Source organism: Micromonospora sp. NPDC050276, from assembly GCF_044459545.1.
GTDB lineage: Bacteria > Actinomycetota > Actinomycetes > Mycobacteriales > Micromonosporaceae > Micromonospora.
Genome location: NZ_JBITJA010000003.1, coordinates 344064 through 365030 on the forward strand (window position 1 = coordinate 344064; position 20967 = coordinate 365030).

General features: G+C 71.7%; 18 protein-coding genes. 13 read left to right on the top strand and 5 right to left on the bottom strand.

Annotation, left to right across the window (positions count from 1 at the left end):
• Window positions 1-12: 12 nt before the first annotated feature.
• The 5 genes from ACIBF8_RS07640 to rny all read left to right on the top strand — a co-directional run bounded on the left by ACIBF8_RS07640 (window position 13) and on the right by rny (window position 5906).
• Window positions 13-1401, top strand: a complete 1389-nt coding sequence (locus tag ACIBF8_RS07640) for an MFS transporter (RefSeq protein ID WP_396781541.1) — start codon at window positions 13-15, stop codon at window positions 1399-1401.
• Window positions 1402-1406: 5 nt separating this feature from the next.
• Window positions 1407-1607 carry a DUF3046 domain-containing protein gene (locus ACIBF8_RS07645; protein ID WP_130399694.1) on the top strand — a complete coding sequence of 67 codons (201 nt, stop codon included), beginning with the start codon at window positions 1407-1409 and terminating at the stop codon, window positions 1605-1607.
• Between the two features lie 184 nt (window positions 1608-1791).
• Window positions 1792-2838, top strand: a complete 1047-nt coding sequence (recA, locus tag ACIBF8_RS07650) for a recombinase RecA (RefSeq protein ID WP_139583061.1) — start codon at window positions 1792-1794, stop codon at window positions 2836-2838.
• A 14-nt stretch (window positions 2839-2852) separates the two neighbouring features.
• Window positions 2853-3542: a regulatory protein RecX gene (locus ACIBF8_RS07655; protein ID WP_396781542.1), complete on the top strand. Its 690-nt coding sequence runs from the start codon at window positions 2853-2855 to the stop codon at window positions 3540-3542.
• Between the two features lie 597 nt (window positions 3543-4139).
• Complete coding sequence (gene rny / locus ACIBF8_RS07660) at window positions 4140-5906, top strand: ribonuclease Y (protein ID WP_396781543.1); 1767 nt, start codon at window positions 4140-4142, stop codon at window positions 5904-5906.
• Between the two features lie 112 nt (window positions 5907-6018).
• Here rny and ACIBF8_RS07665 read toward each other — a convergent pair whose 3' ends face one another.
• The 4 genes from ACIBF8_RS07665 to ACIBF8_RS07680 form a co-directional block, all read right to left on the bottom strand.
• Window positions 6019-6891 (bottom strand): amino acid ABC transporter permease, encoded by an 873-nt coding sequence (locus tag ACIBF8_RS07665; RefSeq protein ID WP_396781544.1) that lies wholly within the window; start codon window positions 6889-6891, stop codon window positions 6019-6021.
• 43 nt (window positions 6892-6934) lie between these two features.
• Window positions 6935-7591: an amino acid ABC transporter permease gene (locus ACIBF8_RS07670; protein ID WP_396781545.1), complete on the bottom strand. Its 657-nt coding sequence runs from the start codon at window positions 7589-7591 to the stop codon at window positions 6935-6937.
• Window positions 7592-7671: 80 nt separating this feature from the next.
• Window positions 7672-8607 carry a glutamate ABC transporter substrate-binding protein gene (locus ACIBF8_RS07675; RefSeq protein ID WP_396781546.1) on the bottom strand — a complete coding sequence of 312 codons (936 nt, stop codon included), beginning with the start codon at window positions 8605-8607 and terminating at the stop codon, window positions 7672-7674.
• Between the two features lie 57 nt (window positions 8608-8664).
• Window positions 8665-9420 (bottom strand): amino acid ABC transporter ATP-binding protein, encoded by a 756-nt coding sequence (locus tag ACIBF8_RS07680; RefSeq protein ID WP_396781547.1) that lies wholly within the window; start codon window positions 9418-9420, stop codon window positions 8665-8667.
• Window positions 9421-9616: 196 nt separating this feature from the next.
• On the opposite strand from ACIBF8_RS07680, the gene selD reads away from it, so the two are divergent.
• Together selD and ACIBF8_RS07690 are read left to right on the top strand one after the other, a co-directional pair.
• Window positions 9617-10606, top strand: coding sequence for a selenide, water dikinase SelD (selD, locus tag ACIBF8_RS07685; protein ID WP_396781548.1), 990 nt, complete (start codon window positions 9617-9619; stop codon window positions 10604-10606).
• A 230-nt stretch (window positions 10607-10836) separates the two neighbouring features.
• Complete coding sequence (locus ACIBF8_RS07690) at window positions 10837-11316, top strand: hypothetical protein (protein WP_396781549.1); 480 nt, start codon at window positions 10837-10839, stop codon at window positions 11314-11316.
• 49 nt (window positions 11317-11365) lie between these two features.
• Here the strand turns inward: ACIBF8_RS07690 and ACIBF8_RS07695 are convergent, their stop codons facing one another.
• Window positions 11366-11611 carry a DUF2277 family protein gene (locus tag ACIBF8_RS07695; RefSeq protein WP_396781550.1) on the bottom strand — a complete coding sequence of 82 codons (246 nt, stop codon included), beginning with the start codon at window positions 11609-11611 and terminating at the stop codon, window positions 11366-11368.
• A gap of 163 nt (window positions 11612-11774) precedes the next feature.
• Here ACIBF8_RS07695 and ACIBF8_RS07700 point away from each other — a divergent pair, with 163 nt between their 5' ends.
• The 6 genes from ACIBF8_RS07700 to fxsT all read left to right on the top strand — a co-directional run bounded on the left by ACIBF8_RS07700 (window position 11775) and on the right by fxsT (window position 20954).
• Window positions 11775-11963 carry a hypothetical protein gene (locus ACIBF8_RS07700; RefSeq protein ID WP_396781551.1) on the top strand — a complete coding sequence of 63 codons (189 nt, stop codon included), beginning with the start codon at window positions 11775-11777 and terminating at the stop codon, window positions 11961-11963.
• A gap of 63 nt (window positions 11964-12026) precedes the next feature.
• Window positions 12027-14303 (top strand): FxsB family cyclophane-forming radical SAM/SPASM peptide maturase, encoded by a 2277-nt coding sequence (locus ACIBF8_RS07705; RefSeq protein ID WP_396781552.1) that lies wholly within the window; start codon window positions 12027-12029, stop codon window positions 14301-14303.
• A complete protein-coding gene (locus ACIBF8_RS07710; protein ID WP_396781553.1) occupies window positions 14287-15111 on the top strand; it encodes an aminoglycoside N(3)-acetyltransferase in 825 nt (274 codons plus the stop codon). The genes ACIBF8_RS07705 and ACIBF8_RS07710 overlap by 17 nt, the downstream gene beginning before the upstream one ends.
• A 52-nt stretch (window positions 15112-15163) precedes the next feature.
• Window positions 15164-15823 carry a TIR-like protein FxsC gene (locus ACIBF8_RS07715; RefSeq protein ID WP_396781554.1) on the top strand — a complete coding sequence of 220 codons (660 nt, stop codon included), beginning with the start codon at window positions 15164-15166 and terminating at the stop codon, window positions 15821-15823.
• The gene (locus tag ACIBF8_RS07720; protein ID WP_396781555.1) at window positions 15820-17088 is read left to right on the top strand and encodes a TIR-like protein FxsC; all 1269 of its coding nucleotides are present in this window, start codon (window positions 15820-15822) and stop codon (window positions 17086-17088) included. The genes ACIBF8_RS07715 and ACIBF8_RS07720 overlap by 4 nt, the downstream gene beginning before the upstream one ends.
• Entirely contained in the window at window positions 17085-20954 is a 3870-nt protein-coding gene (gene fxsT / locus ACIBF8_RS07725; RefSeq protein ID WP_396781556.1) for an FxSxx-COOH system tetratricopeptide repeat protein, read from the top strand. The genes ACIBF8_RS07720 and fxsT overlap by 4 nt, the downstream gene beginning before the upstream one ends.
• The last annotated feature ends 13 nt before the right edge of the window (window positions 20955-20967 follow it).

The following is a 20967-nucleotide window of genomic DNA, read 5'->3' on the forward strand; positions in this document are numbered from 1 at the left end:
GAGGAGCGCACGATGGCCACCGACCTGACCGCGGCGCAGACCACCGTCCGGTCTGACGTCGCGTCGATCCAGCGGCGCACCATGCGGCTGCTCTTCAGCACCCAGATCATCGGCGGCATCGGCGTGACCATCGGCATCGCCGTCGGCGCGCTGCTCGCCGACCGGATCGCCGGCACCGCGGTGGCCGGCGTCGCGCAGAGCGCCGGGGTGGTCGGCGCGGCGCTGCTGGCCGTCCCGGTCACCCGGATCATGGCGCGGCACGGTCGTCGGCCCGGCCTGGTGCTGGCGTACGCCGTCGGTGCCGTCGGTGGCGTGCTGGTCGTCCTGGCGGCGGCCACCCGGTCGGTGCCGCTGCTCTTTCTCGGCATGCTGCTCTTCGGCGGGGGCACCGCCGCGAACCTCCAGGCCCGCTACACGGCGGTGGACCTCGCCGAGCCCGCCCGCCGTGGGCGTCAGCTCTCGCTGATCGTCTGGGCCACCACCATCGGTGCGGTGGCCGCGCCGAACTTCGCGGCCCTGGCCGACCGGGTCACCACCGGCTGGGGGCTGCCACCGCTGGCCGGCCCGTTCGCGTTCAGCGCGGTCGCGTTCGTGCTGGCTGCCGTCGTACTCCTCGGGTTGCTGCGCCCCGACCCGCTGCTCACCGCGCGGCGGCTCGCGGCGGCCGACGCGCCCGCCGCCGACCGGCCGCCGGCCGCCGACGCGACGGCGAGTGCGGTGGCGGCCGAGACGCCGGCGGCCGCTGGCCCAGCGCCGGCCGCCGCGCCGCTCGGCGTGCGCGCGCCGCGCGGCGCCGGGATGCGGCTGGCCTGGTCGGTGGTACGCGGGCAGCCCGCCGCCCGGCTCGGCATCGCCGCCGTGGCGGTGGGTCACCTGGTGATGGTGGCGGTGATGGCGATGACCCCGGTCCGGCTCGGTGAGTCGCACGCCGACGCCGACGTGCTGCGGCTGGTCGGCATCGTGCTGAGTCTGCACATCGCCGGCATGTACGCGTTCTCCCCGGTGGTGGGTTGGCTCACCGACCGGCTCGGTCGACGGGCGGTGATCCTCGGTGGGGTCGGGCTGTTGCTGGCCGCCTGCGCGGTCGCCGGGACCGCCGGGCACCACACCCCTCGGCTCTCGGTGGGTCTGGTCCTGCTCGGGTTGGGCTGGTCGGGGACGATGGTGGCCGGCTCGACCCTGCTGTCCGAGTCGGTGTCGGCCGGTGTGCGGCCGAGCGTCCAGGGGCTGTCCGATCTGATCATGGGGTTGGCCGGGGCCGGGGCCGCCGTGGCCAGCGGGTTTGTCATGCAGTTCGCCGGATATCCCGTGCTCACCCTGCTCGCGGCGGTCGCGACGGCGCCCCTGGTGGCGCTAGCGTTGCGCCCGGTGCCGACCGGGGCACCGGACGAGGAGGGCTGATCACTGTGCGGCTGACCGACTTCTGGGCGCGGTTGGACGAGGCGTTCGGGCCCGGCTACGCGGCCAGCATCGCCCGCGATCAGGTGCTGTCCCAACTCGGCGGACGGACCATCGAGCAGGCACTGGCATCGGGCGAGCAGACGCAGGTGGTGTGGCGGGCGGTCTGTGCCGCGTACCCCGACCGCGTGCCCGCGCGACTACGCTGAGCAGCCTTTTCGCCGCTCCCGCGTGTCGCTTGTCGAGTCGTACACCTGTTCGGCTATTGTCCACAGCGGGGTGCTCGTCCACAGCTCGCGGCCCGTCGGCTGGTTTTCTGTCGGACCTAGCGCCTAGCGTGTCCGCGTGACGCGAAGCTCAGCAAAGACGCCGGCGAAGGCAGGGGTGGCAACCATGGCAGCAGGGCCTGACCGGGAGAAGGCACTCGACCTTGCTCTCGCTCAGATCGACAAGCAATTCGGCAAGGGCTCGGTGATGCGGCTGGGGGAGCGGCCGGTCATCCAGACCGCGGTGATCCCGACCGGCTCCATCGCGCTCGATGTGGCGCTCGGCGTGGGCGGTCTGCCGCGCGGCCGGGTGGTCGAGGTCTACGGTCCCGAGTCCAGCGGTAAGACCACGGTGGCACTGCACGCGGTGGCCAACGCCCAGCGGGCCGGGGGCATCGCCGCCTTCATCGACGCCGAGCACGCGCTCGACCCGGAGTACGCGAAGGCCCTCGGCGTCGACACCGACGCGATGCTGGTCTCCCAGCCGGACACCGGCGAGCAGGCGCTGGAGATCGCGGACATGCTGATCCGCTCCGGTGCTCTGGACATCATCGTGATCGACTCGGTGGCGGCCCTGGTGCCGCGCGCCGAGATCGAGGGCGAGATGGGCGACAGCCACGTGGGCCTCCAGGCCCGGCTGATGAGCCAGGCACTGCGGAAGATCACCGGTGTGCTCAGCAACACCGGCACCACGGCGATCTTCATCAACCAGCTGCGGGAAAAGATCGGCGTGATGTTCGGCAGCCCGGAGACCACCACCGGTGGTCGGGCGCTGAAGTTCTACGCCTCGGTCCGGCTCGACGTGCGACGCATCGAGAGCCTCAAGGACGGCACCGACGTGGTCGGTAACCGCACCCGGGTCAAGGTCGTGAAGAACAAGGTCGCCGCACCGTTCAAGCAGGCCGAGTTCGACATCATGTACGGCAAGGGCATCTCGCGTGAGGGCTCGCTGATCGACGTCGGCGTGGAGCAGGCGATCATCCGCAAGTCCGGAGCGTGGTACACGTACGACGGTGACCAGCTCGGGCAGGGCAAGGAGAAGGCCCGGGAGTTCCTGAAGGAAAACCCGGACGTGGCCGCCGAGATCGAGAAGAAGATCCTGGAGAAGCTCGGCGTCGGGGTCGGCGCGAGTGACGCCGCCGGTGGCCCGGAGCTGCCGCCGGTCGACTTCTGATCGGTCGCTGACCCATGGCAGGACGACGCGCTCGTACGGGGCGGGGCTGGGATGCCAGTCCCCCTCGTGCGAGCGACGCCGCTGATCCGCCGCGTCCCCGCCGGGGGCGCCGGGCCGATTCGCCGACGGATGAGCTGGCGCCCACGCCGCGCGACGAGTCCGAGGTGGCCCGCGAGATCTGCCTGCGCCAGCTTGCCGTCCGGCCCCGCACCCGGGCCGAGCTGGCCGGGGCGTTGGCCAAGCGGGGCATCTCCGAGGAGGTCTCCGCCGAGGTGCTCGACCGGTACGACGAGGTCGGCATCATCGACGACGCCGCGTTCGCCCGAGCCTGGGTGTCCAGCCGGCACGCCGGGCGCGGCCTCGCACGCCGGGCGCTCGCCAACGAGCTGCGCCGCAAGGGTGTGGACGGCGAGGTGGCCACCGAGGCGCTGGGTGAGCTGGACGAGGAGACCGAGGCGGACACCGCCCGTGGCCTCGTGGAGCGCAAGCTGCGTACCGCCCGAGGTGAGCCGGACGCGGTCTTCCGCCGGCTGGTGGGCATGCTGGCCCGCAAGGGCTACCCGCCCGGCGTGGCCATCCGGGCGGTGAAGGACGCGCTCGCCGCGCAGAGTGCCGAAGCAGCCGAGTTCGCCGAGCAGATCGACGCCGACGCGCTCGCCGACGCCGAGGGCGAGTTGGAGCGCGACGCCCGCTCCGCTGACTGACCGATGCCGTTCGCCCCGCTGGCTGTCCGCCAATTGGACGGTTGGCTCACACCCGCCCACCGGCCGGCGCACCTCGGCCGGATGGCACCGGAAGCCCGGTTAGGCCCGGGTTGAGCAGGCCTGACGTGTTTGGCGGCTCGTACGCCTCGCGGAGTTTGTCCCCTCGTGTCCGGCGCGACATCAGCACGCGGTGACGATTCAACTTCTCTCCGTTCGGGGGGTTTGATCATGAGTCCTTGACCAGAGCACCCCCGGCGACCTAGCCTCGCCATACAGGCTCACATTGCCCGACCAGCGCAGGCTAAGCGCACAACATAGATCGCGTAACAGAACAGCATCACTTTGGCCGACTCCGCGGCCTTTGGCGGCAGTTCCGGACAGGCCGGTCCGGAACGCTGCGACAACTGCACCCGGTCGCCGACGCTGCCCACGGGGCACCGCCGGCGGAGAAAGCTACCCACGGCCAGCCGCTCCGGTCGGGCGTCCACAGCCGCAGGAGTGTGCCCCCGGCACGGTCGCTGCGGTCTCGACGTTAGGGGAGGCGGCCATGGCGGGGCGGCGGCACAGGTTCACCGGTAGACCCGATGGGGTCCCCGCATGAACGCCTTCGACGTCGTGCTCCTCGCGGCCGTCCTCGTCCTCGCGGTGGTGGTGATCGGGGCCGTGCTCGTGGGCATCCGGACACTGCGCCGGATGGGCGCCGCGCCGGCTCCGGAGGATCCCGCCTTCATCGCCGAGAAGGACCGCCAGGAGCAGTCCCTCGCTGCCCTGCGGACCGCGGCCGACGAGGCGAACAGCACGATCGACGTGGCGAAGTCCGCGGCCGCCGCAGCCCGTACCGAGGCGGCGGCGGCGAAGGCCGAGGCGAAGGCGGCCCGTGCCGAGGCGCGGCGGGTCCTCGACGACGCCCGGGCCGAGGCGGACACCGTGCTGGAGCGCGCCCACAAGCAGGCCGAGGCGGACGCCGAACAGTTGCGCAAGGCAGCTCGGCGCAGCGGCGAGCGGGAGGTCGCGGTGCTCGCCGCCACCACCCGGGAGCAGGCCGCCGAGGTGGAACGTCGGGCGGCTCGGATGGACGAGCGGGAGCGGATGCACACCGAGGAGGTGGAGCGGTTCGCCGAGCGGGAGCGCCAGCTCACCGCCGCGAAAGCTGCCCTCGCCGCCCGGGAGTCCGCGCTCGCCCAGCGGGAGATCGAGCTGACCGAGTCGGAGGAGCTGCGCCGCCGGGAGTTGGAGCGGATCGCCGGGCTCACCGCCGAGTCGGCGCGACTGGAGCTCATCGACGCCATCGAGACGCAGGCCAAGCGGGAGGCGGCGCTGCTCGTCCGGGACATCGAGTCCGACGCGCGCAGCACCGCCGAGCAGCGGGCCCGCCACATCGTGGTGGACGCGATCCAGCGGGTCGCCAGCGAGCAGACCGCGGAGAGCGTGGTCAGCGTCCTGCACCTGCCCGGTGACGAGATGAAGGGGCGGATCATCGGCCGGGAGGGGCGCAACATCCGCGCCTTCGAGTCGGTGACCGGCGTCAACCTGATCATCGACGACACCCCTGAGGCGGTGCTGCTCTCCTGCTTCGACCCGGTCCGTCGAGAGGTGGGCCGGCTGACCCTGGAGAAGCTGGTCCTGGACGGGCGGATCCACCCACACCGGATCGAGGAGGTCTACGACCTGGCTCGGCAGGAGGTGGAACAGCTCTGTCTGCGCGCCGCCGAGGACGCCCTCGTCGAGGTCGGCATCACCGAGATCCACCCGGAGTTGGTGACCCTGCTCGGCCGGTTGCGCTACCGCACCTCGTACGGGCAGAACGTGCTCAAGCACCTGGTCGAGACCGCGCACATCGCCGGCATCATGGCCGCCGAGCTGCGGTTGGACGTGCCCATCATCAAACGGTCGGCGTTCCTGCACGACATCGGCAAGGCGCTCACCCACGAGGTCGAGGGCAGCCACGCCATCATCGGCGCCGACCTGGCCCGCAAGTACGGCGAGCACGAGGACGTGGTGCACGCCATCGAGGCGCACCACAACGAGGTCCCGCCGCAGACCATCGAGGCCGTGCTCACCCAGGCCTCCGACGCCTGCTCCGGCGGTCGGCCGGGCGCGCGTCGGGAGAGCCTGGAGGCGTACGTCAAGCGGTTGGAGCGGATCGAGGAGATCGCGGCCGGCAAGCTCGGCGTGGACAAGGTCTTCGCCATGCAGGCCGGCCGGGAGATCCGGGTGATGGTCAAGCCGGACGACGTGGACGACATCGGGGCGGCCGTGCTGGCCCGCGACGTGGCCAAGCAGATCGAGGAGGAGCTGACCTACCCGGGTCAGATCCGGGTCACCGTGGTCCGCGAGTCCCGGGTCACCGAGATCGCCCGCTGACCAGCCTGATCACCACGAGCACAGCAATATCGGGGTATCCCTGACGAAGGGATACCCCGATATCAGAAGACTCGAGTCGATCAGGCGCCGGGCAACTCAGCCGCGCGTCAGGTCAGATCATCCGTCCTGCGTCATCGCCGGCGTCCTGGGCGGGCAGCACCTTGGCCGCCGTCCGCCGGGAACGACCCATCCGCTTCTGCAGCCACCAGGCCAGGATCGACAGCGCACCGCAGATGGCGATGTAGATCGCCGCCACGATCAGGTACGTCGGCACGTACGGCAGCCCGAACGGCAACCGGCCGCCGATCTGCTTACCCACGAAGAGCAGCTCCGGGTACGTGATGATGAAACCCAGCGCGGTGTCCTTGAGCAGCACGACGAGCTGGCTGACGATCGCCGGGAGCATCGACCGGACGGCCTGCGGCAGCAGGATCAGTCGCAGCACCTGGTTCTTGCGCATGCCGATCGCGTACGCGCCCTCGGTCTGCCCGTACGGCACCGCGTTGATGCCGGCCCGGAAGATCTCCGCGAGCACCGAGCCGTTGTACAGCATCAGACCGATGACCAGCGCCCACAGCTTGTCGATCGACCAGCCGTACTGCAGGGGCACGTAGTAGCCGAAGAAGATCAGGATCAGCAGGGGGATCGCCCGGAACAGCTCGACCACGAAGGTCGCCGGGGTGCGCAGGATCCACTTGTCGCTCAGCCGGGCACTGGCGAACACCGCGCCGAAGAGCAGCGCCAGGACCGCGGCGATGCCAGCGGCCTTCAGCGTCGCCCACAAGCCGCCGAGCAGTTCGCGTTGCACCGAGGCGTACTGGAACTGCTCCCACTTACGAGCCTCGAACTGCCCGGTGTCGGCGAACTTGTAGCCGATGAAGGCGATGAGAGCGATGATGCCGACCGTGGAGACGACGCCCAGGATCGCGTTGCGCCGTTTGGCGCGGGGCCCGGGCAGGTCGTAGAGGATCGACGCCTGGCTCAACTCAGCCACCCTTCGTTCGCGGTCGTGCGGCTCGCCAACCCGCTCATCGGGCCACCCTCCACTTGCGCTCCAGGAACCGCTGCAACGCCACCAGCGGCAGGATCAGGATCAGGAAGCCGATGGTGATCCAGAGCAGGACGGCGAACTGCGGCTCGCCCCGCTCCGCCATGTACGCGGGGATCGCGCCGGCCTCCAGCACCGAGAAGCCGGCGGCGATGGTGGTGTTCTTCAGCATCGCGATGAAGACGCTCATCATCGGCGGGACCATGGCCCGCAGCGCCTGCGGCAGCACGATGAGCGTGAGCACCTGACCGAAGGTCATGCCGAGTGCGCGGGCCGCCTCGGCCTGCCCGGCGGCGACCGTGTTCACGCCGGAGCGGATCACCTCGCAGACAAAGGCGGAGGTGTAGACGGTCAGCGCGATGGCCGCGCTGGAGAAGTATTCGATGTTGACGTCCAGCTTCGGCACCGCGAACACGAGGAACGCGAAGACCAACGTCAGCGGGGTGTTGCGCACCAGGTTGACGTACGTGGCGCCGAACGCGCGCAGCGCCGGCACGGGAGAGACCCGCATCGCCCCGAGCAGCGTGCCGAGGACGAGGCTGCCGACCGCGGCGATCAGGAAAAGCTTGACGGTGTTGGTGAACCCGTCAACGAACAGTTGCCCGTTGTCCGTCAGTACGCGGAAGAACTCGCCCATGCCTCGCTCTCACTCCTCGGACGGGCGCCGGACGGGGACGAGCCCCGCCCGGCGCCACAACTCGTTGTCGAGCCGTTCGGTCAGTACCGCTCGAGGGTGGGCGGGGTGCCCGCCGAGCCGGACAGGCCGAGCGTGCCGTCGTAGATCTTCTGCCAGGTGCCGTCGCCGAACGACGCCTCGATCTGGTTGTTGACGTAGTCGCGCAGCGCCTTGTCGTCCTTCGGCAGGCCGATGCCGTACTTCTCGGTGCTGAACGGCTGGCCGACTACCTTCAGCTCGGTGGGGCTCTGCGCCGCGTACCCCTTGAGGATGGCGTCGTCGGTGGTGACGGCGTCGACCTTCTTGTCGAGCAGCTGCGAGACGCACTCCGAGTAGGTCTTGAACTCGACGATGTTGTCCGGCTCGGTCAGGCCCTCGTCGCGGACCTTCTGGATCGGCGTCGAGCCGGTGGCCGAGCAGACCTTCTTGCCCTTGAGGGTGTCCTTGCCGGTGATCGACGTCTCGTCCTTACGGACCAGCAGGTCCTGGCCAGCAACGAAGTACGGGCCGGCGAAGGAGATGTCGTTCTTGCGCTTGTCGGTGATCGAGTAGGTGCCGACGTAGTAGTCGACCTCACCGCCCTTGATCGCGGTCTCCCGGTTGGCGGAGGCGATTTCCTTGTACTCGATCTTCGCCGGGTCGATGCCCAGCGTGCTCGCCACGTACTGGGCGATCTCGATGTCGAAGCCGCACCGATTGCCCTTGGCGTCCTTGTAGCCGAGGTTCGGCTGGTCGAACTTGACCCCGACGGAGACCTTGCCGGCCGCCTTGATCTTCTCGAAGGTCGGGCTGCCGGCGATCGCGGCGTCCGTCTTCGGCGTGAAGGTGGCGCCGGAGCTCTTGCAGGTGTCGCCCTGGGCGGCACCGGAGGCGCTTCCGCCCGCGCTTGGGGTGGGCTCGCCCTCCTTGCCGCAGGCCGCCGCCGAAAGGGCGAGGGAGGCCATCATGGCGACCGCCGCCACGCGCTTCATACGCATACTCTTCTCCTTCTTCAACGGAGCCCACCGAGGTGCGGCACGCTCCACTACGGACGCCTAGTGCGTGAGGATCTTGGAGAGGAAGTCCTTGGCCCGGTCGCTGCGCGGGTTGTCGAAGAACTCGCCCGGGGACGCGTCCTCGACGAGCTTGCCGTCGGCCATGAAGATGACCCGGTTCGCCGCGTGCCGGGCGAAGCCCATCTCGTGGGTGACCACGACCATGGTCATGCCCTCGCTGGCCAGCGAGGTCATCACGTCGAGCACCTCGCCGACCATCTCCGGGTCCAGGGCGCTGGTCGGCTCGTCGAAGAGCATCGCCTTGGGCTGCATGGCCAGGGCGCGGGCGATGGCCGCCCGCTGCTGCTGACCGCCGGAGAGCTGGGCCGGGAACTTGTCCGCCTGGTTGGCGATGCCGACCCGGTCGAGCAGGGCCAGGCCGCGCTCGCGGGCGACGGCCGGCTTCTCCTTGCGGACCTTGATCGGGCCGAGGGTGACGTTCTCCAGGATGGTCTTGTGCGCGAAGAGGTTGAAGGACTGGAAGACCATGCCCACCTCGCTGCGCAGCTTGGCCAGGGGCTTGCCCTCGGCGGGCAGCGGCTGGCCGTCGAAGGTGATGGTGCCGGAGCTGATCGGTTCCAGCCGGTTGATGGCGCGGCACAGCGTCGACTTGCCGGAGCCGGACGGGCCGATCACCACGACCACCTCGCCCCGACCCACCGACAGCGAGACGTCGTCCAGCACGTGCAGCGGCCCGAACCACTTGTTGACCGCGTCCAGCACGATGAGCGGTTCGCCCGTCGTCACGTCGTCCACCGTCCCCTGTCGTCTCCCGGATCGGGGTCGGTTGACCCCCGGTGCGGCCACTGTAGGCGGCCTGATGTGGCGGAATGCAACTCGGCGGGTCACGGAGCGGTAACACCGGTCACGATCGTCGTGCGGCGTCCGATTCCGGTCACCGCACGGGGTCGCGGCGGTGGCGATCGTGGCCTGTTGTCGAGATCATGGGGAGATGACCGAACCGGTACGGCTGACCAAGTACGCCCGCGGCGGTGGCTGCGCCTGCAAGATCCCGCCGGGGGAACTGGAGCTCATGGTGGCCGGTCTCGGCCCGGCGACCGGTACCGCCGAGTTGCTGGTCGGGTTGGATCACGGCGACGACGCGGCGGTGGTACGCCTGGACGAGCGGACCGGTCTGGTCAGCACCGCCGACTTCTTCACCCCGGTGGTCGACGGCGCGTACGACTGGGGTCGAATCGCCGCGGCCAACGCCCTCTCCGACGTGTACGCGATGGGCGGCACCCCGCTGATCGCGCTCAACCTGCTCTGCTGGCCGCGCGACGTGCTGCCGTTGGAGTTGGCCGGCGAGGTCCTGCGCGGCGGCCAGGACGTGGCGCGGGAGGCCGGCTGTCACCTGGCCGGCGGGCACAGCGTGGACGACGACGGCCCGAAGTACGGCCTCGCCGTCACCGGCACGGTCCGACCGGAGGAGCTGATCACCCTCGACGCGGGGCAGGCCGGGGTGCCGTTGTCGCTGACGAAGCCGCTCGGGGTGGGCGTGCTGAACACCCGGCACAAGGCGACCGGCGAGACCTTCCCGGAGGCGGTGGCGTCGATGAGCGCCCTCAATCGGGACGCCGCCCGCGCGGCGGTCGCGGCCGGCATCCGGTGTGGCACCGACGTGACCGGGTTCGGGCTGCTCGGGCATGCCTCGAAGCTGGCCCGGGCCAGTCGGCTCACGGTGGCCATCGACACCGCTCGGGTGCCCTATCTGGCCGGCGCGCGGGAGGCGCTGCGCGACGGTTTCGTCAGCGGCGGCAGTCGGCGCAACCTGGAGTGGGTGACCCCGTGGACCGACTTCGGCGCGGCGGGCGAGGCGGAGCGGCTACTGCTGGCCGACGCGCAGACCTCCGGCGGCCTGCTGGTCGCCGGTGAGGTGCCCGGCGCTCCCGTGGTGGGCGAGCTGTTACCCCGGGGTGAGCACCTGGTCGTCCTGCGGTGACCGACGGCGGCGCGGTGGCCCGAGGACACGCGGTGGCGGTGGTGCGGATGCCGCACCATACCCGATAAACTGTCACCTTCCCGCTACTCCGAGCAATGCCGCTCAGGGAAATTTTGCCCGGAATGGTCACAGACCGGTAACTTGCCCCCGGCTGGGGTCAAATGCCCCCCACCATCGTGTGTAAGGCCCGATCCGGAGGCCGGTGGGGACGAACGCAGCGAGGAGGCGGAATGACCGAGCTGTGGAACTGGAGAATCGACGGGGCTCAGCCCGTGGAGGTCTACCCGGCGCTGGCCGAGGCGCTTGGTCGGGTGGTCATGCCGTTGGCGGTGGCCGACCCGGCGCGGCTGCCGGCGTACGCGGTGGTGTGTGACGTCTGGCAGGCGCCGGGCGAGTTCGCGACGGTCGTGGACTGCTACGGGGTGCCCGAGCAGCTCTCCGAGCATGCGAGCATCGCCGCGCTGGCCCGACTGCTGGGTCGCAACTGCCTGCTGCGCGACGACACCCTCGACGCGGGCCGGCATCTGCTGGTCGCCCCGGACGGCACGGTCCGTCCGGTGCACTTCGAGGTGCGCGACACCGACGACGGTGAGGTGCTCAGCAAGCTGCGGCTCTGCTCGCTGGGTGATCCGGGGTGTCGGGGCTGGTCGCAGTGTCACCGCTCGCGGTGGGCGCCCGACACGGTCGCTCCGGCGCTCGCCGCGGCCTGACCCTGCCCAGGGTCAGGCCCGCGCGGGTGCCGTGCCGCCGGGCCGGCGGTCAGCTGGCGGCGGCCGCTCGGTCCGTGCTGCCCGATCCGGCGCCCCGTACCACCAACTGGTCGAGCAGGGTGCGCGTCGCCTCGGTCACGGCGGCGACCGCGGCGTCGAAAGCGGCGGCGTTGTGCGCGGCGGGCGCCCGGAAGCCAGAGATCTTCCGGACGTACTGCAACGCCGCCGCCTCGACGTCCGCCTCGGTCACCTGCGGCGTGAACGGCTCACGCAACGTCTTGATGCTCCGGCACATATCCGCTCCTCTTCTGTCGACCGCGGTCTGCCACCCGCCGTGCCGGCGATTGTACCGACGGTGACACTGGGTCGATATTTGTCTATCCTGGTCACGGACCAGAGCCGTTCGAGCCACAGCCGCCGCTCGCGCTCCCAGCGCCCCGGGCCCCCGGAGACTCATTGTGGACCACGCCCCCGCCCGCTCATCCCGTCCCGACCTCGACGATCTCACGCGTAGCCTGCACACCCCGCTGGAACGGATCGCCGTCGAGCACGCCGATCTGATCGAGGCGGTGCGCAGGCGCGTCGTCACCAACGACTCCGCGCCGTCCGGCATCGTGGCCGTCGCCGCCTTCAACTCGTCCATCTGAGTGATGGTCTGCCGGTGCGGTCCACCCCCAGTGGGCGGATCCTGCCGGCGGATCAGCCAGTTCGTGCTGAAGGTGCACAGCCGGTGCGACCTCAGCTGCGACCACTGCTACGTCTACCAGCACGCCGACCAGACCTGGCGGGGCCGTCCGGTGCGGATGCCGCCGGCCACCGTCCGGGCCGCCGCGCGGCGCATCGCCGAGCACGCCCGCGAGCACAAGCTGCCGGTCGTGCACGTGGTGCTGCACGGGGGTGAACCGCTCCTGCTGGGCGCCGCCGGGCTGCGGGAGGTGCTGGCCGAGCTGCGCACGGCGATCACGCCGTGGACGCGACTGGACCTGCGCATGCAGACCAACGGCGTGCTGCTCGACGAGGAGCTGTGCCGGCTGTTCGTCGAGTACGACGTCAAGGTCGGTGTGTCGTTCGACGGCGACCGCGTCGCCAACGACCGGCACCGGGTCTTCGCCCACGGCGGCAGCAGCCACGAGCACGTCCGACGGGCCCTCGCCCTGCTCCGGCGGCCGGAGCACCGGGCCAGCTACGCCGGCATCCTCTGCACCATCGACGTCCGCAACGATCCCGACCGGGTGTACGAGGCGCTGCTGGCCGAGGACCCGCCCCGGGTCGACCTGCTGCTGCCCCACGCCACCTGGGACCACCCCCCGCAGCGCCCCGGCCCCGATCCCACCCCGTACGCGGACTGGCTGGGGCGGATCCACCGGCGGTGGGTGGACGACGGTCGCCCCATGTCGATCCGGATGTTCGAGGCGCTGCACCCCGGTGGCGGCGGCACCGAGGCGTTCGGTCTCGCGCCGGCCGACGTGCTGGTGATCGAGGCGGACGGCAGTTGGGAGCAGGTCGACTCGCTCAAGACCGCGTACCACGGCGCGGCCGGCACCGGGTTCGACGTGTTCGAGCATTCGGTGGATGAGGCCGCGCGGCACCCCGCGGTCGCCGTCCGGCAGGACGGCGCGGACGGGCTCTGCGCGACCTGCCGAGCCTGCCCGGTGCTCGACCGGTGTGGCGGTGGCCTGTACGCCCACCGTTGGCGCACCGGCTCCGGCTTCGACAACCCCTCGGTCTACTGCGCCGACCTGCTTCGCCTGATCGAGACCGTGGACGCCTACCCGCCACCCGCCCCGCCGGCCTCGGCCGAGTGGTCCGCCACCTCGCCGGTCGAGGAGGTGCTGGACGACCTGGCGACCGGGCACGGCTCGCCGTCGACGCTGACGCTGCTCGCCGCCACGCAGCTCTCGATCACCCGGGCGCTACTGGCCTCCTGCCGGGACAGGTCCGGCACGACGGCCGCCTGGGAACTGCTCGTCCACCTCGACCGGGCGGCGCCGGAGGCGGTCCGGGCGGTCCTGGAGCACCCCTTCGTCCGGCCGGGGCTGGTGCATCGCCTCGACCCGTGGGCGCTGCCGGGCGTCAGGGCAGCGGTCGACCCGCTGCCGGCCCTCGCCATCGCCGCGGCCCTGCGGGCCGGCATCCCGGCCGTGTTGCGGGTCCCGGTACGCGCCGACGCGATCACGTTGCCCACGCTCGGCAGCCTGGTGCTGCCCGGCTTGGGGGAGAGCGCCGAGGTGACCGTCCGGCCCGGTGGGTTCCAGGTCCGGGCTGGGTCGGTCGAGCGGACGGTGCTCCTCGATCCGTTGGCGCCGCCGCCGGCCGGCTGGCTTCCCACCCGCGACGTGCCGGTGCCCGCTGGCCGGTTGCTTGTCGAGGACGGCGACCCGTACCGGGACTGTTACGGACAACCGGTGACGTCCCGCCTGGACGGTCCGGCGGCCCGGGCGTTGGGTCGTACCCTGGCCGAGGCCTGGCGGGTCGTGCACCGGGACGTGCCGGCGCACGCGGCGGCGCTCGACGGCGGTCTGCGCGCCGTCGTGCCGTTGGCTCCCGACCCGGCGCGACCCCTGCGGAGCGCGACCGCCCGGCACGCGTTCGGCGCGGTCGCCGTCACCCCCCATCCCGACCCGGAGACGGTGGCGGTGCTGCTCGTGCACGAGTGGCAGCACGCAAAGCTGGGGGCGGTGCTCGACCTGTACGACCTGGTCGAGCCGAACCAGGGCACCCGGATCCGGGTGCCCTGGCGTCCCGACCCGCGGCCGCCGGAGGGCGTGCTGCAGGGGGTCTACGCCCACCTCGCCGTCACCCAGGTGTGGCAGTCCCGGGCGGCCACCGATCCGGGGGACGCGTCGGCGCACGCGGCCCGTTACCTGGCGTGGACCCGGGACGGTGCCGACGCGCTGCTGGCCAGCCGGTCGCTCACCGAGGCGGGTGAACGGTTCGTCGGCCAGCTCCGTCACGCCCTGGAGGAGACCCGTGTCGGGTCCAGATGAGCACCGACCGCCCGCACTGGGCCGCCCCCGCCTCGCCGACGACCTGCGGGCGCTGGGCGTACGCCCGGGTGTGTGCCTGCTGGTGCACTGCGGCCTTCGTCGGGTGGGCCCGTTGGAACACGGCCCTGCGACCCTCGCCGGTGCGCTGCGCGACGTCCTCGGCCCGGCCGGCACGCTGCTGGTGCCCACCCAGACCGACGGCAACTCGACCACCTCCCGGGCACACCTGGCGGCCATCGCCGGCATGGACCAGGCGCAGCGCGACCGGTACGAGGCCGCGCTGCCGGGCTGGGACCGCCGGACCACCCCCTCGCAGCGGATGGGTGTGCTCGCCGAGTACGTCCGGTGCACCCCCGGTGCCGTGCGCAGTGACCACCCGCAGACCTCGTTCGCCGCGCTCGGCCCCCGGGCCCGGCAACTCACCGACGGCCACGACCTCACCTGCCACCTCGGGGAGCGCTCACCGGTCGGCGGCCTGTACGCGGCGGATGGGCAGATCCTGCTGCTCGGGCTCGGCTATGAGGCGTGCAGCGCACTGCACCTGGCCGAGTACCGGCTGCCGGTGCCGCCACCCGAGCGGGACTACCACTGCTTCCGGCTCGTCGACGGGCGGCGGGTGCGCCTCGACTTCCGCGCTCTGGACCTGGACGACCGGGACTTCCCGAAGGTGGGTGCCGCGCTCGACGACACACCGATCGTGCGGCACGGTCGGGTGGGGCGGGCCAACGCCCGGCTGCTGCCGGCGCGGGCCGCTGTCGACTTCGCGACTGGTTGGTTCGCCACGAATCGGTTGGCGGCGCGACGTTGACGCGGGGACTACGCTGATGTTCCGGCCGCGTGGGGAGGGCGGAGGGGCAGCGGTGAGCACAGTGGACGCACCCTCCAGAACGCGCGCCCCGCTCTTTTTCATCAGCTATTCCCGGGCCCCGATCGGCCGGGCCACCGGCAAGCCCGCCGAGTACGTTTCCCGTTTCTTCGAGGACCTCTCCGTCCACGTCAGTGAGCTGGTCGGTCCGGTGACCGGTGTGGACGCCGGCTTCCTGGACAGCTCCATCGCGGGCGGGGAACGCTGGAGTCCGGAGCTTCTGCAGGCCGCCGGCACCTGTCAGGTCTTCGTTCCGCTGGTGTCCAGCGCGTTGCTCGGCAGCGACTGGTGTGGCCGCGAGTGGGACGCGTTCTCCCGGCGACGGATCATCCCGCGGCACAGCTCCGCCTCCGTGCACGAGACGGCGATCGTGCCGGTCACCTGGTCGCCGACGAACGGCACGGCACTGCCCCGGGTGCTCCGCGACATCCAGCGATTCACCCCGACCGCGATGCCGGATCCCGACATCGCGGTGCACTACCAGCGGGACGGGGTCTATGGCTTGCTGACCATGCAGTGGGAGAACGCCTACCGTGCGGTGGTCTGGCGGCTCGCGCAGCGGATCGTGGCCATCCACCGGTCGTACCTGGTCGAACCCTGGGTGCCGGCGAGCGTGGACGAGCTGTGCAACCGATTCTCCGAGGAGTCGGCATGAGCCCGCCGGCCGACCGACGCCGATCGGGGGCGCGCGGGACGTACTTCTTCCTGAGCTATGCCCACTCCGCGCCGCCGCCGGGCGCCCGAGCCGACGCCGACGTATGGGTCGGCCAGTTCTTCGCCGACCTGACCGACGAGGTGCGCCGCCAGGCGCGACCGGTCGCCGGCATGCGGATCGGCTTCTTCGACCAGCACATCCCGCTGGGCGCCGACTGGAAGGCCGCTCTCGCCGAGGCGCTCGGCGACGCCGAGGTCTTCGTCCCGCTCTACTCACCCGGCTACTTCAGTCGCCCGTGGGCACTGGGGGAGCAGGAGTCCTTCCGGGCCCGGTTGGCCGCGGCCGGGCCGACCCGGGTCACCGCCGGCCACCTCACCCCCGTGTTGTGGATCCCGTTCCCCCCGTGGGAGGCCCATCCGGAGCTGGACGGCGCCCTGGACCTGGGCCGAGACGTCCCGGAGTATGCCGCCGACGGCCTGCGCGCCTTCTGCATGCTGGCCTCCTACCGCGCGCAGTACGAGCTGCTGCTGAACCGCCTGGCGAGCCGGATCGTGCACATCGCCGAGCGGCGACCGATCGGCCCGTCCCGGGCGCCCGGCCTGGACGAGGTCGTCCGTCCGGCGCCGACCGATCCGGACTTCGTCGTCGCCGTCCTGGCCCCGACCCGGGACCGGCTGCCGACCGATCGCGACCCCGCCGGCTACGCCGCCAGCGGCCGGCTCTGGCGGCCGTACGGGCGCAGCCAGCAACTGCCCGCCGCGGAGTACGCGGCCAGCACCGCCGAGCGGCTCGGGCTGTCGGCCCGTACCGAGGACTTCGCGCAGGCCTCCGCGTTGCTCGACCGGCGGCCGGCGGTGCTGTTGGTCGATCCGTGGATCGCGGCGGCGCCGGACGCGCCCGGAGTCCTCGCCCGGATGTTGCACGGTCTGCGGGAGTGGGTGGTTCCGCTGGTGGTCACCGACGACGACGACGCCCAGGACGCCAGCCGGTGGGCCAGCGAGGTGACGCAACTGCTGCACGACGCCGGTCTGCCCCAGGTGAAGCGCGCCTGCAGCATGCCGGAGTTCGTCGACCTGATGCCGGCCCTGGTCACCGAGGCACGCCGGCAGTTCCTCAAGTACGGCCCGGTCGTTCCCTTCGAACCACCGCCGGAGCCGGTGCCGAGCCTGCGCGACGGCCTGCCCGCCGTCGGCTCGACGCTTTCCCCCGACCCCGCGTCTCCGCCTGATGATCCGGCCCCACCGTCCCACGGAGAAAACCGATGAACAACGATCGCGAAGGCCAGGTCGTCACCTTCTACTCGTTCAAGGGTGGAACGGGTCGGACGATGGCGCTGGCCAACGTGGCCTGGATCCTGGCGGCCAGCGGTCGGCGGGTGCTCGTCGCCGACTGGGACCTCGAGTCACCCGGCCTGCACCGCTTCTTTCACCCGTTCCTCGACGCCGAGGCGATCCAGGGCACCAGCGGCGTGATCGACATGATCCGCGACTACGAGTGGGAGACGACCCGGGTCGACGATCGGCCGGACCGCTGGATGGAGCAGTACGCCCGGGTCGGGCGGCACGCGTTCTCGTTGCGCTGGAACTTCCCGGACGGCGGCGGCCTCGACTTCCTCTCCGCCGGCCGGCAGAACAGCGACTACGCCGTCTCGGTGAGCGGGCTGGACTGGGACAACTTCTACAACCGGTTGGGCGGGGCGCAGTTCTTCGAGGCGCTGCGGGCGGACATGAAGCGCCAGTACGACTTCACCCTGATCGACAGCCGGACGGGCTTGAGCGACGTCGCCGACATCTGCACCCTGCACCTGCCGGACACCCTGGTCGACTGCTTCACGCTGAGCGACCAGGGCATCGACGGCGCGGCCCGGGTGGCGCACTCGGTACGGGACCGGTACCGGCGGCGCGACATCCGGGTCCTGCCGGTGCCGATGCGCGTCGACCAGGCCGAGAAGGAGCGGGCCGAGGCGGGGCGGATGCTGGCCATGCGCCGCTTCGCCGGCCTGCCGGCCGGTATGACCGAGGCGGAACGGCGGCGGTACTGGGCCGCGGTGGAGGTCCCGTACCGGCCGTTCTACGCGTACGAGGAGACCCTCGCCACGTTCGGCGATCCGCCCGGCTCGCCGACGTCGCTGCTGGCCGCGTTCGAGACGTTGACCGGCATCCTCACCGACGGCGCGGTCACCGCGCTGCCGGTGATGGACGAGTCGGTCCGGGAGCGGGGCAAGGCTCGTTTCCGCCGACGCACCGAGGCGATCGACGACCAGATCGTGCTCCGCTACGCACCGGAGGACGCCATCTGGGCCGAGTGGCTGGAGCGCGTGCTCAGCTCGGCCGGGCTGCGGGTCGTGGAGCCCACGGCCGCCGTCGGGTCGGCCGGTACGCCCGCCCCTCGCACACTCACCGTGGTCTCGCCGGCCTACGTGGCGACGCCGTCCGGTGGTCTGCCCGACCGGGACACGAGCACCGGATCCACCGCCCTCGCCGTGTACGTCGCCGACCTGCGCCCGCTGGCGGAGTTCCCGTCCCAGAGTTCCACCAACCTGGTCAACGTGAGCGCCGTGACCGCCGTGGAGCGGGTGTTGCGACTGGTCGGCCGGCCGGTGCCGTCGTCGGCGGACGGCCCGGCGGCCGGGGCCACCCGTTATCCCGGCACCGAGCCGTTGATCTTCAACGCCCCCAACCGGAACGCCCGGTTCACCGGCCGGGAGGACGACCTGGCGCGGCTGCGCGCGCAACTGCAGAGCGGGGGTAGCGCGGTGGTGCTGCCGGTCGCCCTGCAGGGCATGGGCGGCGTCGGTAAGACGCAGGTGGCCCTGGAGTACGTGCACCGGTTCAAGGCCGCGTACGACGTGGTCTGGTGGATCGTGGCGGACCCGCCGCAGTTCGTCGACAGCGCCCTCGCCGACCTCGCCGGACGCCTCGGCATCCTCGTCGGGCCCACCCTGCCCGACACGGTCCGGTCGGTGCTGCAGGTGCTGGGCCGTGGCGAGCCGTACGAGCGGTGGCTCGTGGTGCTCGACAACGCCGAAGAGCTCGACCAGATCGAACCCTTCCTGCCGCAGGGCCCCGGGCACGTTCTGCTGACCTCCCGCAACCGCGCCTGGGGTGATCGGGCGAACCCGATCCAGGTGGACGTCTTCGACCGCACCGAGAGCGTGGCGCACCTCGCCCAGCGGGTGCCCACCATTAGCGCCGAGGAGGCCGACCGGGTGGCCGAGGCTCTCGGCGACCTGCCGATCGCGGTGGCCGCGGCGGGCGCCTGGCTCGCCGACACCGGCACGTCGGTCGCCGACTACCTGCGGCAGATCGAGCGGCACGGTCCCAGCGCCCTGTCCGTGGAGGCGACCTGGGACCTGTCGCTCAACCGGCTGCTCGAGCAGGCGCCCGCCGCGTACCGGCTGTTGCAGCTCTGCTCGGTGCTGGCCCCGGAGATCGCCCTCGAACTCATCTACAGCGACGAGATGGCGGCGGCCCTCGTGCCGTTCGACCCGTCGGTGTCGGAGCGGCTCGTGCGCGGCGCACTGGTCCAGCAGATCAACCGGCTGGCGTTGCTCAAACTCGACGTCCAGGGCGGTCGGGTGCAGGTGCACCGGCTGCTGCAGGCGGTGGTCCGCGACCGGATGACCGACGACGAGATCACCGCCGCTCGCCACCAGGTGCACCTGGTGCTGGCCGCGTCCCGGCCGCGCGGCGACGTGGACGACCCGACCACCTGGGCCCGGCTGCGCATGCTCTGGCCGCACCTGGAGGTCTCCGAGGCGCTGACCTGCCCGGACGAGTCGGTGTGTCAGCTGCTCATCGACCGGGTCCGGTACCTGTGGCAGCGCGGCGGTCTGGATCAGGCCGACGGGTTCAGCCAGGAGGTGGACGACACCTGGAGCGCTCGGCTCGGCGACATGTCTGACGAGGCCCAGGCGTCGGCGCTGGGCCGACAGTTGCTGCACCTGCGGTTCAACCGGGCGAACATCCTGCGCAGCCTGGGCCGGTTCGACGAGGCCCGGGACCTGGACGAGGCGGTGCTGGCCGAGCAACGCCGGCTCTTGGGCCCGCTGCACCCGCACAGTCTGATGACCGCCGGCAGCCTCGGCGGCGACCTGCGGGCGCTCGGCCGCTACGCCGAGGCCCTGGAACGGGACCGGTCCACCTACGCCTCCTGGCTCCAGGTGTTCGGCGAGGACCATCCTCGGACGTTGAGCGCGGCCAACAACCTCGCCGTCTCGTACCGCCTGGTCGGTGACTACCGGTCGGCTCGGCGGTGGGACGACGAGGTGCACCAGCGGCGGCGGCTGGTGCTCGGCCCCACGCATCCCTACACCCTCGTCTCCGCCGTGCGGCTGGGCAGTGACCTGCGAGAAGCCGGCGAGTACGAGAGGTCGGCCACCCTGCTGCGCACGGTGTACGAGACGTACTGCGAGGTGCTCGGGCCGGACGACGGCCAGAGTCTCGCCGCGCAGGTCAACCTGGCGGTGTCCCTGCGCAGCTCCGGCCGGGGCAGCGAGGCCGCCCCGCTCTTCGAGACGGCCTACCGCGAGCTCGACGAGCGCTTCGGGCCGGACAACCCGGACACGGTGGCGTGCCGGTCGAGCCGCGCGGCGAACCTGCTGGCCCTCGGCGACGCGGCCCGGGCGCTGACCGAGATGACCGCCGTACGTCAGGCGTTCGAGGAGCAGCTGCGGCTCGGCCCGGAGCACCCGCACACGCTGGCGACGGTGAGCAACATCTCCGCCGCGGAGCGCGCGCTCGGACGTCGGTCGGACGCGCTCGCGTCGGCGGCTCGGGCGGTCGGCGAGTTGCGCAAGGTGCTCGGCCCGGACCACCCGCACACCCTCGCGGCGGAGGTCAACCAGGCGGTGTGCCTCGCCGAGGAGGGTGACTGGGAGTCGGCGCGGGATCGGCTGCGGGAGACCGCCGGCCGGCTGGCCGCGGTGATCGGTGCGGACCACCCCGACACGCTGCGCTGCCTCGGTGATCTCGCCCTGGTGTCGCGGCGGGCCGGCGACGGCGCGCACACCGAGGACGTCGGCGCGGTGGCGGACCGGCTGGCCGAGGTGATCGGCCTGGAGCATCCGACCGTGCAGACCCTGCGCGAACGCCGGTTCGTGGTCCGGGTGATCGACCCACACACGATCTGACCTCGTCGGTTCG

What these genes read in the sequence shown, in the direction of transcription:
- ACIBF8_RS07640 (WP_396781541.1), top strand. Translation starts at nt 13, where the DNA reads ATGGCCACCGACCTGACCGCGGCGCAGACCACCGTCCGGTCTGACGTC.
- recA (WP_139583061.1), top strand. Translation starts at nt 1,792, where the DNA reads ATGGCAGCAGGGCCTGACCGGGAGAAGGCACTCGACCTTGCTCTCGCT.
- ACIBF8_RS07655 (WP_396781542.1), top strand. Translation starts at nt 2,853, where the DNA reads ATGGCAGGACGACGCGCTCGTACGGGGCGGGGCTGGGATGCCAGTCCC.
- rny (WP_396781543.1), top strand. Translation starts at nt 4,140, where the DNA reads ATGAACGCCTTCGACGTCGTGCTCCTCGCGGCCGTCCTCGTCCTCGCG.
- ACIBF8_RS07670 (WP_396781545.1), bottom strand. Translation starts at nt 7,591, where the DNA reads ATGGGCGAGTTCTTCCGCGTACTGACGGACAACGGGCAACTGTTCGTT.
- ACIBF8_RS07675 (WP_396781546.1), bottom strand. Translation starts at nt 8,607, where the DNA reads ATGCGTATGAAGCGCGTGGCGGCGGTCGCCATGATGGCCTCCCTCGCC.
- selD (WP_396781548.1), top strand. Translation starts at nt 9,617, where the DNA reads ATGACCGAACCGGTACGGCTGACCAAGTACGCCCGCGGCGGTGGCTGC.
- ACIBF8_RS07690 (WP_396781549.1), top strand. Translation starts at nt 10,837, where the DNA reads ATGACCGAGCTGTGGAACTGGAGAATCGACGGGGCTCAGCCCGTGGAG.
- ACIBF8_RS07695 (WP_396781550.1), bottom strand. Translation starts at nt 11,611, where the DNA reads ATGTGCCGGAGCATCAAGACGTTGCGTGAGCCGTTCACGCCGCAGGTG.
- ACIBF8_RS07720 (WP_396781555.1), top strand. Translation starts at nt 15,820, where the DNA reads ATGAGCCCGCCGGCCGACCGACGCCGATCGGGGGCGCGCGGGACGTAC.
- fxsT (WP_396781556.1), top strand. Translation starts at nt 17,085, where the DNA reads ATGAACAACGATCGCGAAGGCCAGGTCGTCACCTTCTACTCGTTCAAG.